The sequence below is a fragment of the Longimicrobium sp. genome (assembly GCF_036399255.1).
Taxonomy (GTDB): Bacteria; Gemmatimonadota; Gemmatimonadetes; order Longimicrobiales; family Longimicrobiaceae; genus Longimicrobium.
The window spans coordinates 41,809-57,880 of the sequence record NZ_DASWNM010000142.1; the positions used below are offsets into that span (position 1 = coordinate 41,809).

A 16,072-nucleotide genomic window follows, 5' to 3' on the forward strand; every position below is an offset into this window, starting at 1 on the left:
GTTGTCCACCTCTTCGGTAGCCCGGCTGGCTTGCGGCGCCTGCAAAAGGCGCCCACGGAAGCCCCGTGGCTTTGCGTCCCCGTATTTCTACGGGTTTGCCGTTGTCGGAAGGTGCCCGGCCGGGAGGCCGGGACGCCGTCTTCGCTGGAACCAGCAGAAGGCGGTGTTGTTTCAAGTGCATGTAATTTAACGACTTGCGCAGCTTCGGTCAATGAGTTGGGATCTGATCCCGTAGCAGAGACACAGGTGGACTCGACGACAGGGATCGACCTGGCGCCCGCCTGCGCCCCCCTCTCCCGGCCTCTCCCCCCTGAACTGCAGGGGGGAGAGGTGACGCGAGCCGAAACCCGCGGAGCGCGATCGAATTCTCCCCTCTCCGTGAGGAACGAGCGGGGTGGGGCCGGGGGAGGGGCACCCCGGCGGACGCAGCTTCGATCCCCGTCGCAACGCCCGCTTTCCATCCTCCACACCGCGCCTTTCCATCCACCCGGCCGCCATCCATCTTGTCCGCGCGTCCGTATCCACCTGACTCCCATCCCGATGAACCTGGATCCCGTGGTCCTGGAGGGCCGCCACGCGCGGCTGGTGCCCATGACGCCGGAGCACGTTCCCGCGCTCTGGCGGGCGGCGGGCGATCCGGAGCTGTGGCGCTGGACCTCGTCGCAGATCCATTCCGAGGACGACGTGCGGCGCTACGTCGAGGCCGCGCTGCGGGCACAGGCGCAGGGGACGGCGCTTCCCTTCGTCACCACCGTCGCGGCGACGGGAGAGGTGGCGGGGAGCACGCGCTTCGCCAACGCGGAGGAGCGGCGGGTGGAGATCGGGTGGACGTGGATCGCGCGGCCGTGGCAGCGAACGGCGCTGAACACCGAGGCCAAGTACCTGATGATGCGCCACGCGTTCGAGACCCTGGGCTGCCTGCGGGTGGAGCTCAAGACCGACGCGCTCAACGAGCGGTCGCGGCGCGCCATCCTGCGCATCGGCGCGCGGGAGGAAGGCATCTTGCGCAAGCACATGGTCACCGAGGGCGGGCGCGTGCGCGACACCGTCTACTTCTCCGTGACCGACGACGAATGGCCGGGGGTAAAGGCGCGCCTGGAGCAGATGCTCGCCGCGCCGCATCCACGGGACCGACGCAATCCCATCCACGCAGCAACCTGACGATGCACATCCGCCGATTCGCCCCCGCGCTCCTGCTGGCGCTGGCCGCCGCGTGCACGCCCGCGCGCCCCTCCGCCCTCCCCGCGCCCGCGCAGACGCCGGCGGCGGTATCGCTGTCGTCAGCCGCGCAGCCGGCGGTCGCGGCGGCGCTGGACAGCATCTTCAACGACACGGCGTTCGCCAGCGCGCACTGGGGGGTGCTGGTGCGCTCGCTGGAGAGCGGGCAGACGCTGTACGCGCGCAACGCGGGCAAGATGTTCGTCCCCGCCAGCAACATGAAGATCGTCACCGCGGCCGCGGCGCTGGAGGCGCTGGGGCCGGACTACCGCTACCTGACGCGCGTGGCCGCCAGCGGCCCGGTGCGCGACGGCGTGCTGCAGGGCGACCTGATCGTCCATGGCAGCGGCGACCCCACCATCTCCGAGCGCTTTCACGGCGACGTGCGGACGGTCTTTCGCGCCTGGGCCGACTCGCTGCGCGCGCACGGCGTCCGGCGCATCACCGGGGCGGTCATCGGCAACGACGACGTGTTCGACGACCTGCCGCTGGGCCGCGGCTGGGCCTGGGACGACGTGGCGGACTCGTACTCGGCCGAGGTGGGCGGGCTGCAGCTGAACGAGGGATTCGTCACCGTTCTGGTGACGCCGGTGCCGGGGCAGCGCGCCGCGGCGGTGACCACCCGCCCCGTCTCGGACGAGTGGGTCCCGGTCGCCGGCAACGTGTGGATGGCCCCGGCGGACAGCGCGCCGCGGATCACGGTGGACCGCGCCGACTCACTGGGCGCCGTGGCCGTCTCGGGCACCCTTCCCGCCGACACCACGTACCAGCAGGAGGTCTCGGTCCGCAACAACACGCGGTTCTTTGCCTCGGTGCTGCGGCAGGCGCTGCTGGAGGCGGGGATCGGCGTGCGCGGGCAGAGCCTGGACGCGGACGACGACCCCGCGCGTGGCAAGCCGGCGGCCACCACCCCGCTCTTCACCCACACCTCGGCGCCCATGCGCGAGATCCTGGCGGCGTTCATGAAGCCCAGCCAGAACCAGATCGGCGAGCTGCTGCTCAAGACGCTGGGGCGCGAGCTGCGCGGGCAGGGGACGGCGCGCGCCGGGGCCGCCGCCATCGACAGCATGGCGGCGGCGTGGGGGCTGCCGCGGCGGCTGCTGGCGCAGGCGGACGGCAGCGGGCTGTCGCGTTACAACCTGGTGGCGCCGGAGTTCCTGGTCGCCCTGCTGGAGCGCGAGGCGCGCAGTCCGCACTTCGGCGCGTTCCACGACGCGCTCCCCGTCGCGGGGCGCGACGGCACGCTGGCGGCGCGGATGCGCGGGACCCCGGCGGCGGGGAACGTGCACGCCAAGACGGGAACGCTCAGCGGCGTGCGCAGCCTGTCCGGCTACTTCACCACGGCGGCCGGGGAGCGGATGGTGTTCTCGATGATGGTGAACCACCACACCCTCGGCGCCCGCGACGCCGACCGCCTTGCCGAAGCCGCGCTGATGCGCCTGATCGCGCTGGACCGCCGCACGAGGCCGTGATCGATGGGCTCGTGCCGCTCCATTTTTCCGGCAGCTGACTCAAACCGTAGCAGGCTGGAGCCATGACCGAGGTGCAGACCTACGCTGATCTGCAGGAGGGCGAACAGGTCGAATTCAAGGTGAAGTTCAACGACAAGGCGCTGGAGGATGTCTGCGCGTTCGCGAACACGCGCGGAGGCATCCTCTTCATCGGGCTGGATGATGAAGGGGAGGCCGTCGGGCTCTCCAGGTCCGATTCGGTTCTGCGTTCCGTCGCCAGCACGATCTCCGACAGCCTGGGGATCGCGCCGCGAATCGAATGGAACGAGATGGACGGCAAGAACGTGCTGGTCGTCAGCGTGCCGGCCACGGATTGGCTGGTGGCCTGCAAGGGTCGCCATCTGGTGCGCGTGGGCAGCACGAACCGTGAGCTTTCCCGTGAAGACGTCGGCCGTCGGATGCTCCAGCAGATCGGAAGCTCATGGGATGCGCTCTCGACCAATCATGGGGCAGAAGCGATCGATCCTGACGCGGTGCTCGGTTTTGTGGCACTTGTAAAGAATCTCGACAAAGGCCGGCTTCCACACCTGAGCGCCGATCTGCCGGCCGAGGCGGTATTGGACAAGCTGGATTTGTTGAAGGGAAATCACCTTACCAATGCTGGGCTTCTCCTCTTCGGCATTGAGCCGCAGAGGATCGTCCGGACGGCTCGCGTGCGCATTGCCAAGGTGCGGGACGGGGAAATCCTCGCAGAGCACCTGCAGGACGGGACCATCTTCGAGCAGCTGGATGGGACAATGGATGCCCTGCGGATGCGGTTTCTGGACGTCCGCTTCGAGGTAGGCCAGGGCGGTGGCGGCATGGAGGGAATGCAGCGGCAGGAAATCTGGGAGTACCCGTACGTCGCGCTCCGCGAGGCGCTCAACAATGCGCTGGTGCACCGCGATTACATGACGTCGGGTGACATCCAGATCCGGGTCTATGATGATCGGCTGGAGATCTGGAACCCGGGGCCGCTCGTCAACGACCTCACTCCCGCGCTCCTTCGCATCGATCCGCACCCGTCGCGGCGCCGCAACGAGCTGCTGGCCGACGTCTTCTACAAGTCAGGCCTCATCGAGCGCTGGGGGACAGGGACGCTGCGGATGATCAAGGCGTGCCGGCAGCAGAGGCTGCCCGAACCCGAATTCATCAACAACGAAGGCGGCGGGTTCAAGGTGGTTTTCCGAAAGGATGCGTTTTCGGCGGACCAGTTGAGGCAGCTGGAACTGAACGAACGGCAGGTCCTGGCCGTGCTTCACGTAAAGACCAACGGCGCGATCACCAACTCCGAGTACCAGAAGCTAACGGGCACCGAAAAGCGTACCGCGTCGCGCGATCTGGCCGATCTAACCAACCGCGGTCTCCTGGAACGAGTGGGCGCTACAGGGCGCGGCACCCGCTACCGGCTGAACCGTGAGGCGTAAACGCTCACATGCACTACCCAGGGTAGTGCGCGCCGGGATGGAGAAGGGGTCACAAAGGGGCCAAAGGGGAAATCTCGCCTCCGCGCGATTGGGACCCGGCGTTTTCAGAACCTCCGGTCCATCACCCCGCTTGCCAGTATGACCCGATTGTCCCCAATCCGACCCCATTCGCCAGGCCTCGACGATGCAAGCTCACAGCCAGGACGGCCGGGACTCTCGCGAAGTCCCGGCCGTCTTATTCCGCCGAAGAGCACGCCAGCTACGCGCGCGGCGCCCGCGGGTCGCGGTCCCGGTCGCGCGGGGCGTGGGGCGGCGGCGGGGGCAGGGTGGGGCCGCGGCCCCCGGCGCCTACACCGGGGAGCGTGCCCGTGGCGATCTGCTCCAGCCGCTGCACCCGGTTGTTCAGCCGGCCCACCAGGATGCGCGTGGCGCGCAGGTCGTGGTTGCTCTCGATCAGCATGAGCCCCATGTCGGCCGCGCCCCACAGCAGGCCGGCGAACACCACCAGCCGCGTGGCCTCGACCAGCAGCTGCGGAATGGCCGACTGCCCCTGCTGCACCAGCCCCAGCACGATCTCGGCGATCAGCAGCAGGATGAGCAGGATCGACAGGATCTTGAACAGCCGCGCGATGTAGCGAAGCCCGGCGTGCGGCTCCAGGTCCTCGTCCCGCACGTCCATCTGGGGAGGAAGGGCGGCCGTGCGTCCCTCGCCGCGCTCCTCCTCGTCCCTGCGCTCCACGCGGATCCCCGCGTCACGTCCCTCGTCCGCCACCGTTCGCTCCTGGTTCCGCGGTTCGCGTCATCCCTCCCCCATCCCACAAATCCCTGCAGCGCCCGCCTGGCTACCAGCGGGCGCGGAACCCCCGCGTGTCGATGTGCACCATTCCCTGGTGCCCCCCGGTGGGCGGATAGTAGTGCATCCCCCCCACCATGGCGGGATACTTCTGCTCCACCCGGTCCACCGCCGCCCCGATGACCCGCGCGTCGGCCAGGTTGATGCGCCCGTCGCCGTTCAGGTCGTCCATGATGCCGTTGTTGTCGTTGTCGATGGCGATGTCCATGGCGTCGCCGTACATGTGCCTCGACAGCTTGCCGCGCCCCGCCGTGTTGCCGCCGCCCGCGTTGTACGCCGGCGTGCGAAAGCCGCTGACGGCAAAGATGTTCTCAACCGGGTGCCCCATGGCCTCGAGCTCCTGGACCACCAGCTCGATCTTGTCCAGGATGCGCGGCTGCACCACCACGTACTTGGGCCACACGTTCTCCTGGCCCTTGGTGATGAAGTCCTTGAGCTGGATGTGCTCCGAAAGCCAGGTGTCGCGGTTCCGCGGCGTCACCTCGATCATCCCCGCCGGCGGGCGGTAGATGGGGTTGGTGGCGCCCCCCTGCTCGTTGGGCCAGTTGCCGATGCGGTAGTTGCCGATACGCCCGCCGCGCTTCTGGGACAGCGGCACCAGCGTGATCACGCTGACGTCCGCGGCCGGGCGCACGGCGTCGCGCATCTGCAGCATCACGTTCCAGATGCCGGAGCGCCCCGGCGCGCCGCTGGCGGGCTGCGCGCCTCCCGCGGCGCTGTCCGTGGGGGTCAGCACGATCTGCGCGCCCTTGGGAAGCGACCCCGCCTGCCCGGGAAGGCCGATGCTGTCGCCCGGCTCGACGATGTCCACCTTTACGGCGCCGCTCAGCCCGCCCACCTGCTTTTCGAACTGCGCCTCGAAGCTGCGGACGAACTCGTCCACCAGGAAGGCGGGCTCGGGGGGGGCGTTGGGCGAAAGCGGGCTGCGCGTGAGCTGCGTGCTGATGCGCGCCACGGGCGGCCCGTTGGCCATCAGGTCCGCGCGCGGCGCAAAGCCGATGGTGTAGATCCACCCGACGAGGAACAGCCCCGCCAGCAGCGTGGCTACGCGGTTGAAGGCGCGCTCCTGCTTTGCCGAGAGTCCGGAGCGCTCCCACCGCGAGGCCGGCTCGCGCACCAGCGGAAATAGGAACGGGTCCTGTGTGTATTCCATAGGGCAGGCGGCTGCTTCATCATCCGTGCCGCCGCCGGGCCGTGCGGCGGGTCCGCGGATGCGGTTCCGTGCCTGGCCGGGCCCCTCCCGGCCGCTCGCCACGCGCAAAACGCAAAGTCCCGGCCAGTGTAAGGCATTGCGCACGCTCGCGTTGGTCCGGAACCCGGAGTGCGCGGAGTCCGGGAGAGTACGCAAAAAGCCTCGCGCAGAGACGCGGAGAGAACCGTTCTGCGAAATCCGTAGAACGAATCGTTCTCGCACAGAGGCCACGGAGGACACAGAGGGACAAAGCCCGTGCCCTCCGTGTGAAGCAATCGGCTGCTAATCACACCGATTGTTCAGTCGGTTCGGTATTCTTCCTTTTTCTCTGTGCGCCTCTGCGAGGAGCTTTGTCTTTGAGATGTTGATCTGGATTGGCGGGGGCGGAGAAACGACCGCGGGGCGCGGACGACCCGAAAGGGACATCCGCGCCCCGCGTCGGAGCGCTCTCCACACCGCGGCGGCTTACATGCCGGCCGCGCGAAGCTGGTCCAGGTCCAGCCGGGACGGAGGGGGAGAATGCTGCGGCCGCTTTTCACCTTCCGGCGCGGGCGCCTCTTCCTGGCGCTGCCGGGCGACGGTTAGGCTTGCCACGATGGCCGCGATGGCAATGAGACTGACACCCAAGGTGCGAATAAGCCCTCCCGTCATCGGAGGTGAGTGGCGCGCCGTCTGGTGCGACCTGCACCAGAAACCAGCGAATTCCGTGCCGAACGATCGTTCGTTACCAGACACGGTCCGAGGGGCGACCCTCGTGTGGCACAATCCGCCGTTCCTGCTCGCCGTATGCACCTACAACGCGCGAGACACCTGTTCCCTGACACCCCCTGCTTTCGTCCGTTTACCGGCCACCGCCCGGAACCCGGCCGGTCGCCTGTCCATCGTCGGGGACAGGGCGCCGGGAAACGTGCTGGCGCAAAGCGGCCGGGCGGTACCTGTCACAGGCGGTGAAAGGTGGTCGGCGCGGCTTGCCGGGCGCGGGAGCGGCGCGCACATTGGCCCGCCCAACGGAGGTGATACGAGATGAGCGACGCGCAGCGCGTGCGGGACCCCGAGGGGCGGTTCACCCTGGTGGCGCCGCCGGGATGGTCCGCCGCCGCGGACGAGGAGGACGGCGGGGTGGAGGTGTGGCCCGAGGAGGGCGCGGGCACGCTGCACCTGATCTCCTTCGACGCCGGCGACGACTTTGCCGACCCGGCCGAGGAGCTCTACGCCTTTCTGAGCGACCGCGACGTGGAGCTCGAGGAGGACGACGTGACCGACGTCGCCCTGGAGGACGGCGGCGAACTGGCCTTCGCCGAGTACGAGGCGGAGGACGAGGACGAAGGCGACGCCACCTTCTGGCTGGTGGGGGTGGCGTCCGGGCCGGGCGCGCTGGTGTTCGCCACCTACCTGTGCCCCGCCGGCGAGCACGAGGCCGAAGCGGAGCGGGTGCGCGCCGCGCTGGCCACGCTGCGCCTGTCCGCCGCCGACTGACGATCATCCATCGAACGAACCGACAGGAATCCCAAGATGGCACTGCAGCCGGGCGACGCCGCCCCCGACGTGACGCTCCCCTCCACCGACAGGACGCAGGTGTCCCTGGCCGGCCTGTGGGCCCAGCAGCCGCTGGTGCTGATGTTCTTTCCGCTGGCGTTCACCAGCACCTGCACCGAAGAGCTGTGCACCATGCGCGACGACATCGGCGCGTACACGGGGCTCAACGGGCGCGTGGTGGCGGTGAGCGTGGACTCGCCGTTCGTGCTGGACCGCTACCGCACGGAGATCGGGGCGGACTACCTGTTCCTCTCCGACTTCAACCGCGAGGCCAGCACCGCCTTCGGCGTGCTGCGCGAGGCGCCGGTGGGGCCCGGGCTGCGCAACGCGTCGGACCGCGCCGCGTTCGTCATCGGCACCGACGGGCGCATCCGGTACACGTGGCACAGCACCAACCCCAGCCTGCTGCCCCCGTTCGACGAGATCAAGCAGGCGCTGGCGTAGCGAAGTGCGGGAGTGCGTGGAGTGCGGGAGTGCGGGAGTGCGGGAGTGCGGTAGTAGGATGAGGGACGACAAACCGCGCGGCAGGCTCTGGTAGCGGACGCGCAGCTGCTTGGGACGCCGCAGATAGCCGGGCCGCCGAGTCCGCGAAGGCGGACTTTGCGATGTTCTAGCGGCGAATTATGCCCATTGCGGATGATTCGGTAATCGCCGGGTTGCGGACGCGCAGGTGCTTGGGACGCCGCATATAGCTTGGCCGCCGAGTCCGCGCAGGCGGACTTTGCGATCTTCCAGCGGCGAATTCATTCGCTCAAGTGGGCGGACGGCACGTTACCGGATTAGAATCGCAACGAGCATCATTCGCTCCAGCGGCGGACGGCACGTCACCGAACAAGGCTCCTCGATGGCCTTCATTCGCTTGTGTGGGCGGCGGCGCGATGTCCGGTCAGGATCGCGTGGCATCCGGCCGGGGGTTCCGGCGGCCCGCGCGGCGGCCGGGTTCGTGCTCCAAATCTGTCCCCCCGCGCCACGGCGCGTTAGATTGTCCGGCTCCACCACAGGGAACGCAGGACGATGGCAACGCTACCGCACAACAAGCTGATCGCCGTGCCCACGGGCGCCGCGCAGGCGTTCGACGCGCCGGAGCACGACGAGCACCGCAACCCCGGGACGGAGCTGGACCTGGACTGGGTAGAGGCGGTGCGCGTGAACCGCAGCGCCGTGGAGCGCCGCGCGGCCACCCTCTCCGGCCGGCGCACGGTCAAGAAGCAGTGGCAGGCGGCGTGGCTGCTGCGCGCCATCACCCTGATGGACCTGACCACCCTTTCCGGCGACGACACCCCCGGCACGGTGCGCCGCCTGTGCGCCAAGGCGCGCCAGCCGGTGCGGCCGGACCTGCTGGCGGCGCTGGGCGCGCAGGACCTGCCCATCCGCACCGCCGCCGTCTGCGTGTACCACTCGCTGGTGGCCACGGCGGTCGAGGCGCTGCGCGGATCGGGGATCCCGGTGGCGGCGGTGTCCACGGGCTTTCCCGCGGGCCTTTCGCCCTGGGAGCAGCGGGTGGAGGAGATCCACGCCTCGGTGGACGCGGGCGCGGAGGAGATCGACATCGTCATCACCCGCGCGCACGTGCTCACCGGCAACTGGCGGGCGCTGTACGACGAGGTGCGCGCCTTTCGCCAGGCGTGCGGGCCGGCGCACCTCAAGACCATCCTGGCCACGGGCGAGCTGGCCACGCTGCGCAACATCGGCAAGGCGTCGCTGGTGTGCATGATGGCGGGCGCCGACTTCATCAAGACCTCCACCGGCAAGGAGGCCGAGAACGCCACGCTGCCGGTGGGGCTCACCATGGTGCGCGCCATCCGCGAGTACCGTGAGCGCACGGGGCACGTGGTGGGGTTCAAGCCGGCGGGCGGCATCAAGACCGCCAAGCAGTCGCTGGACTGGCTGATGATGATGAAGGAAGAGCTGGGGACGGACTACCTGCGCCCCCACCTGTTCCGCTTTGGCGCCAGCTCGCTGCTGGGCGACATCGAGCGCCAGCTGGAGCACTACACCACCGGCCGCTACAGCGCCGCCCACCGCCACCCGATGGCGTAGGCGATCCGCTGCAGGTCCAGAAGAACTACGCGGCGCGGGGGATGCGAATCCTCCGCGCCGTGTCGTTTTCCGTACGCACTGGACAGTTCCGGATTTCCGACTAGATTTGACGGCAAGGAGGTGATCCCATGAGTCGACCTGTCGAGCTGTCGGACGAGCAATACGAACGGGTGGAGGAAGCGGCGGCCACCGAAGGCATTACGCCTGCCGAATGGATCGCGCGGCATCTGCCGACGTGCCCCGAAGTTCAGCCGGCCACGAACGGAAAGCCGGGGAAGACCCTGGCCGAGCGGTTCGCCGGGCGGGTGGGCTTAATCGACAGCGGTGGGGACGGCAGGCTGTCGGAAGACCACAGCAAACTGTTCGGAGAGTACCTCGAAGAGAAGCACCGGGCAGGCCGCCTGTGACATTGTGCGACACGGGTCCGCTGGTGGCGATCATTGATCGGCGTGACATCCATCACACGACGTGTGTGGCGGCGTTGCCCTCCATTCCCACGGGCGGACTGGTCACCACGTGGCCATGTCTGGCGGAAGCGATGCACTTGCTCTGGCGAGCAGGGGGTGCAGCTGCGCAGGAAATGTTGTGGAACTATGTGGCAGAGGGGTTGATCGAGCTTTACGAGCCCGCCGAAGGAGAATGGGAGCGCATGCGGATGCTGATGCGCCAGTACAACGATGCGCCCATGGATCTCGCCGACGCATCTCTCGTCGCGGCGGCGGAGCGGTTGGGAGTGGGGCAAATCTTTACCGTTGACCGGCACTTCCACGCGTACCGCATCCACGGCCGAGATGCGTTCGAAGTTGTGCCCTGACAACCTTGCGTTGATGAAACAGCGAAGCCCCGCATCCCGGCGGGGCTTCGCTGCATTGTAGCCGGCTTGGTAAATCAGCTGCCGACGCCCGCCATGGCGCCGGCCTTTCCCGCGCGGCCGGCGGGGTGGCGGCCAGCAATGCGCTCGGCGACCAACGTTGCCAGAGGCAAAAGGAGCAAATTCATGATGATAGTGGCGCCGCAGGTGTCTGATTCCGTACGCACTGAACGGACCACCCGGTTCCAATTAGCTTCCGGGTAAGGAGGTGATCCCATGAGCCGATCCATAGAACTGACCGACGAGGACTACGCTAAGCTCGAGCGCGCCGCCGAGATGGAGCGAGTCACGCCCGCGGAGTGGGTTGCACGCCGCATCCCGAACTGGCCCGAGCCGCTGACGTGTGCGGATGACACACCCGCGCGGACGATGGCTGACGTGCTGGCGGGGCGGATTGGCCGGTTCAGCAGCGGAAACGGGCCACGGCCGGGGACGATGGCGGAGCGTCTCGCTGGTCGCACAGGGCTGTTCAGCGGCAGCAACGGCTTGCCCAGCTCCGACGACGTGGCGCAGTCGTTCGCGGAGCATCTTGAAGCGAAGCAGCGCGAGGGACGCCTGTGACCCTTTGTGACACAGGTCCCATGGTTGCGCTGATCGACCGTGATGATCCCTACCATGAGCGTTGCACGGCCGCACTCTCGAAGCTTTCCTCGGAGGACTTCGTAACCACGTGGCCCTGCCTGACCGAAGCGATGTACCTGCTCGGCTCCAGATACGGATACGCGGCTCAGGCGGTGCTGTGGAAATACGTGGTCGACGGGGTCATCAAGTTGTACGACCCCGAGAAGGGCGAGTGGGAGCGGCTTCGGACGTTGATGCACACCTATGAGGATTCGCCGATGGACTTTGCCGACGCGTCGCTTGTGGCTGCCGGAGAGCGTCTGCGACTGGGCCGTGTGTTTACCACGGACAAGCATTTCTACGCGTATCGACTGTACGGCCGCGGCGCATTCGAAGTCATCGCCTGACATGACCCATCTGTCTCCGGAATGCAACGAAGCCCCGCCTGATCAGCGGGGCTCGTTGCATTCTGGATGAGTGGTTGATCAGCTGCTCACCGCCGCGCCGGCCATGGCGCCGGCGCTTCCCGCGCGGCCGGCGGGGTGGCGGACGGCGATGCGCTCGGCGATCACCGTCGCCAAGGCCATGATGGTTTCCTGCGGGTTCACGCCGGGGGCGGTGGGGACCAGCGATCCGTCGGCCACGTAGAGGCCGGGAACGCCGTGGCGCTCGCCGTCCGGCGTGCAGCCGCTGGTGGCGGGGTCGGTGCCCATACGGCAGGTGCCGTTGACGTGCGCCGAGAGCACGCCCAGCTGGTTGGGCCCGCTGGGACGCCGCGCCATCGCCCCCAGCTCCGCGGGGGAGCGCATGCGCACGGTGTGCGTGTGCAGCGTGCTCACCTCTTCCGCGCCCATGGCGAAGTGGATGCGCGCGGCGGCATCCATCCCCCGCAGCAGCCGCGAGCGGTCCGCCGCGCCCAGGCGGTAGCGCAGCCGCACGCGCCCGTTCCGATCCACCGACACGCTTCCGCTGGACCGCGCCCGGTCCGCCCCGTCGCGCACCAGCACGATCATCGACGCCATCCGCGGCGCGGCCTCCATCATCTCCCGGTGCGGCGCGCCAAAGCCGGGAAGGGTGGCCGCGCTGAGCGCGGGGTAGAAGGGCGGCGTCTCGATCCAGAAGCCGTAGCCGTCGCTGCCGCGCATGAACTCGTCGCAGACGGAGGAGAGCGGGACCCCCGCGCCGCCGTGCATCGGCTGCGCGTAGCGGCCGGCGACGGCGGTGGTGGGGTGCAGGCGCAGAAAGCTGCCCACCCCGCCGCCGCCCATCCCCGACCGCTGCAGCAGCGCGGGCGTCCCCACCGCGCCGCCGGCCAGGATCACCACCGGCGCCTCCACGGTCAGCCGGCCCCGCGCGGCGCCGGTCTCGCGGTCCAGGATGGCGGCGTGCACCCGCTTGAGCGGCGCCGCGCCGCCCTGCTCGGCCACCTCGATGCGCTCCGCCCGCACGTCGGCGAACAGGCGCGCGCCCGCGGCCAGGGCGGCGGGCACGTACACGTCCGCCGCCGCGCGACGGGCGCCGTAGCGGCACCCCAGCCCGCAGAAGCCGGAGCGCACGCAGCCGTGCGCGTTGATCTTCAGCGTCGACGCGCTCCACCCCAGCGCGCGGGCGCCGTCCAGGAGCAGGCGGTTGGCCGGCGAGTGCGCGTCGTCGGGCACCGGGCGGGTGTGCGTCTCGTCCTCGATGCGGTCGAACACGGGCGCCATGTCCGCCGGGCGCATTCCCACGATTCCGTGCGCGGCGGCCCACTCGTCCAGCACCCAGTCGGGGGTGCGCAGCATCGCCAGCCAGTTGACGGTGGTGCCGCCGCCCACGGCGCGCCCCTGCAGCATGGGGATGGAGAGGTCGTCCGTGGCCCGCGCGCCGCCGTCGGCGAACAGGCGCGGCGTCATCTCGGCCTCGCGCTCGGTGAACTGGTCGGGCCGCCAGAACGCGCCCTCCTCCAGCAGCACCACCTCGTGCCCCGCCTCCGCCAGGCGCGCGGCGGCCACGGCCCCGCCCGCGCCGCTGCCGATGACGCACACGTCCGCCCGCACGCGGGTGTCGCCGCGCAGGCGGGCGCCTTCGATGATGCTGCTGAGCGTGGGGTCGCCCGAGAGAAGGTCCAGCTGGGGGCGGATGGAGATGACGCGCACCTTTCGCGCGCCCTCGGTGCGCGCGATGGGCTCCGCGTCGGTCGAGGCGCCGGGGAGCGGGCCTTCCCACGGCACCTCGGGCGCGCGCGTGTGCAGCGGGCCCGCGTAGCCGATGGCCGGGTGTGCGGCGGGATCGGCGTAGTACGTGGAGAGCACCAGCCGGCGCAGCGCCTGGAACGCGGTGCGGAACAGGGGAACGCGGCTGGTCTCCCATCCGCGCAGCCACGCGTCCTGCCGCTGCGCCGAAAGGTCCGCGAAGCCCCCCGGGCGCCACGCGTTCAGCAGGCCGGCGGCGGGGGTGCCCATCATCCACAGCACCCCGGCCACGCTGCGGGTGTGCTCGGGGTCCATCGCCTGCAGCCGCACCTCCACGGCGCGCGCCAGGCGCACGGCGGAGGGGTCCGGCTCGCCGGGCAGGGGCACCATGCGCCTGCACAGCGCGATGAGCGTTGCGAGCTGCCGCGGAGAAAGCATTCGCTCAGGACTGGAGGGGGCGCGACACGGCGAGGCGGGTGCGCTGAAGGTTGCGTGTGCGGGGCCCGTTTGTCAACGCGTGCGGCGGGAGTGAGCGGGACGCCGCGGAGGGGGAGGATGAGCACCCAAACCACCCCGTGGCAACGGGATAGATGCATCCGGGGCGGCCCGTGTCTTGCAAAACTCCGGCGCTTCCCGCCCCGGCGCGAAGGGCGGGCTCCAAGAGCGGTGAACCCGAGGGGAAAGGGAGCGGACGATGAGCTACGGACGAGACTACGGGAACCGGAACTTTCTGGAGCGGGCGGCGCACACGGTGCGCGGCTGGATCGGCAACCGGGGCGGCGGCGGGGACGGGTTCTACGACGACGAGTTCCGCGGCGGCGGAATGAACCGCGGCTACGACCGCGGCTACCGCGAGATGGGCGACGTGAGCGGCTACGGCGGCGGCGCCATGCGCGGCGGCTACGACGCCACCAACTGGCGAGGCTACAACGACGACTGGAACCGCGGCCCCATGGGCGGCGGCTACCGCGGCGGCGGGGAGGGGTACCGCACGGGCGGCTACCAGCCGGGGCACGGCAGCTGGGACGTGGACTGGGACGACAACCGCTCCGGCGGCTACGGGATGGACCGGGGGATGAACCGCGGCGGGATGGACCGCGGCTACACCGGCGGCGGCATGGACCGCGGATACAGCGGCGGCGGGGAGCGCGACCACTACATGGGCCGCGACTTCATGACCAACCACCCGCACTTTGGCCACGACTGGCAGAGCGGCCACTCGGACGACGCCAGCGGGGACATGAACCGTGGCGGCGGCTGGGACCGTCCGGGCGGGATGATGGGCCGCGGCACGATGGGCGGGATGAACCGCGGCATGCAGGGCACGGACCGCGACCGGGACGACGATCGCGGCGACTGGAACCGCGGCGGGATGGACCGGGGGATGGGCGGCGGCGGAATGCTGGGCCGCGAGGGCAGCATGGGCGACGTTTCCGGCGGGACGATCGGGAACTACGGCGCCTACGGCAGCTACGGCCTCGAGCGCTTCCGCAGCGCCAGCGGCGGCGGCGTGTCCAGCGGACAGTACTTCCGCGGCTACGGCGTGGGCTCCGGCTACCGGCCGTAATCCACGCATCGGCTGAAGGTGCGGCAAGGCGGGCCTGGGCTTTCCGGGCCCGCCTTTTACGCGGACGTCGGATCAGCAGGCCGGGATGAGCGGGTAAACCCGCTGCTGGGAAAGCGACAAGCCCCGTTCCCGGCTCGCGTGCGCTCGCCGGACGGGGCTTCAACGGCTCATCGGCCCAGAGCTCTACGAGCCGTTCGACTGTTTGACGAGAAGGTCGTACGCGGCGCGCTGGGCGGGGGAGAGCCTGGGCGGAATGCCGAGCACCAGCGCGGGGCGGGCGGCGTTCTCGGGAAGGTGCAGCACCATGGCCTCCAGCGGCACGGGGCGGGTGTAGTCGCGCGCGCGGCCGCCGGTGTCGATCTGCACCGTGCGGCCGGGGACGGCCAGGCTCGCCAGCAGCCGCCCGTACTCCAGCCACTCCGCCACCGGGTCCGACGCCTCGTCCGCGACGGTGGGGATCAGCGTTTCTTCGAAGTAGCGCAGCGCGCGGCGAAACGCGTCCGGATTGCTGCCCTTGAGCTCGCGCAGCTGGTCGCGGAGAAAGCTGCGCGGGTCCCGCGCGCCCGTCTGCTGCCGGGCGCGCTCGAACCGCTGGTCGGCGCGCGCGCGAAGGTCTTCGTCCATGGCCGCCATTCTACGCGCGCCCGCGCCGCCCCGCTACCGCCGGTCCGCCAGCCGGTACACGAACTTCAGGCCGGACCACACGGCATCGATCGCGCAGACCTTCACGTCCACCATCCCCGCCTGCAGCCCGATCGCGCGCACCACGTCCTCCGTCACGTCCGTGGGCACCTTCGCCGCCTTCTTGGGCCAGCCGATCCACAACGCGCCGGACGGATGCACCCGCGCCCCCAATCCACGGAACGCCGCCTCCAGCTCGTCCGCGCGCTTCGTGAAGAAGACGATCAGGTCCACCGCCTCCTCATCGTCCCAGACCAGCACCACGCCGTCCGGCGGCGCGCCCAGCGCCTCCGCGAAGCCCTCGGGCGGATGGAGTAAAGCGATGCGCTGGCCGGACTTGATGCCGAGCTTCTTCGGCAGGGGCGTGCCGGAGTAACCGGCGGGCTGGGACGTCACGAAGGGAGAGGCTGGGGGAAAGGATGCGGAGATGCAAATGTTTGCTGTCGCGTCCGGAATGCATCTTGT

General features: G+C 69.7%; 16 protein-coding genes and 1 riboswitch. Of the genes, 11 read left to right on the forward strand and 5 right to left on the reverse strand.

Annotated features, from left to right (window positions below; all coding sequences use genetic code 11):
• Window positions 1-12: 12 nt before the first annotated feature.
• A riboswitch (cyclic di-GMP riboswitch) is annotated at window positions 13-110 on the reverse strand.
• A 430-nt stretch (window positions 111-540) separates the two neighbouring features.
• From VGC13_RS26940 to VGC13_RS26950, 3 genes are all read left to right on the forward strand, one after another.
• Entirely contained in the window at window positions 541-1,161 is a 621-nt protein-coding gene (locus VGC13_RS26940) for a GNAT family protein (RefSeq protein ID WP_331128422.1), read from the forward strand.
• A 2-nt stretch (window positions 1,162-1,163) separates the two neighbouring features.
• Entirely contained in the window at window positions 1,164-2,690 is a 1,527-nt protein-coding gene (gene dacB, locus VGC13_RS26945; protein ID WP_331128423.1) for a D-alanyl-D-alanine carboxypeptidase/D-alanyl-D-alanine endopeptidase, read from the forward strand.
• Window positions 2,691-2,752: 62 nt separating this feature from the next.
• On the forward strand, window positions 2,753-4,135 hold the full coding sequence (locus VGC13_RS26950; RefSeq protein ID WP_331128424.1) for a helix-turn-helix domain-containing protein: 1,383 nt from the start codon (window positions 2,753-2,755) through the stop codon (window positions 4,133-4,135).
• Between the two features lie 259 nt (window positions 4,136-4,394).
• Here VGC13_RS26950 and VGC13_RS26955 read toward each other — a convergent pair whose 3' ends face one another.
• Both VGC13_RS26955 and VGC13_RS26960 read right to left on the reverse strand, forming a co-directional pair.
• On the reverse strand, window positions 4,395-4,907 hold the full coding sequence (locus VGC13_RS26955) for a hypothetical protein (RefSeq protein WP_331128425.1): 513 nt from the start codon (window positions 4,905-4,907) through the stop codon (window positions 4,395-4,397).
• 70 nt (window positions 4,908-4,977) lie between these two features.
• Entirely contained in the window at window positions 4,978-6,141 is a 1,164-nt protein-coding gene (locus tag VGC13_RS26960; RefSeq protein WP_331128426.1) for a hypothetical protein, read from the reverse strand.
• A 1,062-nt stretch (window positions 6,142-7,203) separates the two neighbouring features.
• Here VGC13_RS26960 and VGC13_RS26965 point away from each other — a divergent pair.
• From VGC13_RS26965 to VGC13_RS26995, 7 genes are all read left to right on the forward strand, one after another.
• A complete protein-coding gene (locus VGC13_RS26965; protein WP_331128427.1) occupies window positions 7,204-7,656 on the forward strand; it encodes a hypothetical protein in 453 nt (150 codons plus the stop codon).
• 36 nt (window positions 7,657-7,692) lie between these two features.
• Window positions 7,693-8,160: a peroxiredoxin gene (locus VGC13_RS26970; RefSeq protein ID WP_331128428.1), complete on the forward strand. Its 468-nt coding sequence runs from the start codon at window positions 7,693-7,695 to the stop codon at window positions 8,158-8,160.
• A gap of 570 nt (window positions 8,161-8,730) precedes the next feature.
• Window positions 8,731-9,756 (forward strand): deoxyribose-phosphate aldolase, encoded by a 1,026-nt coding sequence (gene deoC, locus VGC13_RS26975; protein WP_331128429.1) that lies wholly within the window; start codon window positions 8,731-8,733, stop codon window positions 9,754-9,756.
• A gap of 128 nt (window positions 9,757-9,884) precedes the next feature.
• Window positions 9,885-10,163, forward strand: a complete 279-nt coding sequence (locus tag VGC13_RS26980) for a hypothetical protein (protein ID WP_331128430.1) — start codon at window positions 9,885-9,887, stop codon at window positions 10,161-10,163.
• The gene (locus tag VGC13_RS26985; protein WP_414683019.1) at window positions 10,160-10,570 is read left to right on the forward strand and encodes a type II toxin-antitoxin system VapC family toxin; all 411 of its coding nucleotides are present in this window, start codon (window positions 10,160-10,162) and stop codon (window positions 10,568-10,570) included. The genes VGC13_RS26980 and VGC13_RS26985 overlap by 4 nt, the downstream gene beginning before the upstream one ends.
• A gap of 273 nt (window positions 10,571-10,843) precedes the next feature.
• The gene (locus tag VGC13_RS26990) at window positions 10,844-11,188 is read left to right on the forward strand and encodes a hypothetical protein (protein WP_331128432.1); all 345 of its coding nucleotides are present in this window, start codon (window positions 10,844-10,846) and stop codon (window positions 11,186-11,188) included.
• 20 nt (window positions 11,189-11,208) lie between these two features.
• The gene (locus VGC13_RS26995) at window positions 11,209-11,595 is read left to right on the forward strand and encodes a type II toxin-antitoxin system VapC family toxin (protein WP_331128433.1); all 387 of its coding nucleotides are present in this window, start codon (window positions 11,209-11,211) and stop codon (window positions 11,593-11,595) included.
• Between the two features lie 78 nt (window positions 11,596-11,673).
• On the opposite strand, the gene VGC13_RS27000 is transcribed toward VGC13_RS26995, so the two are convergent.
• A complete protein-coding gene (locus VGC13_RS27000) occupies window positions 11,674-13,797 on the reverse strand; it encodes a GMC family oxidoreductase N-terminal domain-containing protein (RefSeq protein ID WP_331128434.1) in 2,124 nt (707 codons plus the stop codon).
• Window positions 13,798-14,053: 256 nt separating this feature from the next.
• On the opposite strand from VGC13_RS27000, the gene VGC13_RS27005 reads away from it, so the two are divergent.
• Window positions 14,054-14,926 (forward strand): hypothetical protein, encoded by an 873-nt coding sequence (locus VGC13_RS27005; RefSeq protein ID WP_331128435.1) that lies wholly within the window; start codon window positions 14,054-14,056, stop codon window positions 14,924-14,926.
• A gap of 183 nt (window positions 14,927-15,109) precedes the next feature.
• On the opposite strand, the gene VGC13_RS27010 is transcribed toward VGC13_RS27005, so the two are convergent.
• Both VGC13_RS27010 and VGC13_RS27015 read right to left on the reverse strand, forming a co-directional pair.
• Window positions 15,110-15,550: a hypothetical protein gene (locus tag VGC13_RS27010; protein WP_331128436.1), complete on the reverse strand. Its 441-nt coding sequence runs from the start codon at window positions 15,548-15,550 to the stop codon at window positions 15,110-15,112.
• 33 nt (window positions 15,551-15,583) lie between these two features.
• Window positions 15,584-16,003 (reverse strand): hypothetical protein, encoded by a 420-nt coding sequence (locus tag VGC13_RS27015; protein ID WP_331128437.1) that lies wholly within the window; start codon window positions 16,001-16,003, stop codon window positions 15,584-15,586.
• Window positions 16,004-16,072: the final 69 nt, after the last annotated feature.

What these genes read in the sequence shown, in the direction of transcription:
- VGC13_RS27005 (WP_331128435.1), top strand. Translation starts at nt 14,054, where the DNA reads ATGAGCTACGGACGAGACTACGGGAACCGGAACTTTCTGGAGCGGGCG.
- VGC13_RS26950 (WP_331128424.1), top strand. Translation starts at nt 2,753, where the DNA reads ATGACCGAGGTGCAGACCTACGCTGATCTGCAGGAGGGCGAACAGGTC.
- deoC (WP_331128429.1), top strand. Translation starts at nt 8,731, where the DNA reads ATGGCAACGCTACCGCACAACAAGCTGATCGCCGTGCCCACGGGCGCC.
- VGC13_RS26940 (WP_331128422.1), top strand. Translation starts at nt 541, where the DNA reads ATGAACCTGGATCCCGTGGTCCTGGAGGGCCGCCACGCGCGGCTGGTG.
- VGC13_RS27010 (WP_331128436.1), bottom strand. Translation starts at nt 15,550, where the DNA reads ATGGACGAAGACCTTCGCGCGCGCGCCGACCAGCGGTTCGAGCGCGCC.
- VGC13_RS26960 (WP_331128426.1), bottom strand. Translation starts at nt 6,141, where the DNA reads ATGGAATACACACAGGACCCGTTCCTATTTCCGCTGGTGCGCGAGCCG.
- VGC13_RS26980 (WP_331128430.1), top strand. Translation starts at nt 9,885, where the DNA reads ATGAGTCGACCTGTCGAGCTGTCGGACGAGCAATACGAACGGGTGGAG.
- dacB (WP_331128423.1), top strand. Translation starts at nt 1,164, where the DNA reads ATGCACATCCGCCGATTCGCCCCCGCGCTCCTGCTGGCGCTGGCCGCC.
- VGC13_RS26970 (WP_331128428.1), top strand. Translation starts at nt 7,693, where the DNA reads ATGGCACTGCAGCCGGGCGACGCCGCCCCCGACGTGACGCTCCCCTCC.
- VGC13_RS27000 (WP_331128434.1), bottom strand. Translation starts at nt 13,797, where the DNA reads ATGCTTTCTCCGCGGCAGCTCGCAACGCTCATCGCGCTGTGCAGGCGC.
- VGC13_RS26990 (WP_331128432.1), top strand. Translation starts at nt 10,844, where the DNA reads ATGAGCCGATCCATAGAACTGACCGACGAGGACTACGCTAAGCTCGAG.
- VGC13_RS26995 (WP_331128433.1), top strand. Translation starts at nt 11,209, where the DNA reads ATGGTTGCGCTGATCGACCGTGATGATCCCTACCATGAGCGTTGCACG.
- VGC13_RS26965 (WP_331128427.1), top strand. Translation starts at nt 7,204, where the DNA reads ATGAGCGACGCGCAGCGCGTGCGGGACCCCGAGGGGCGGTTCACCCTG.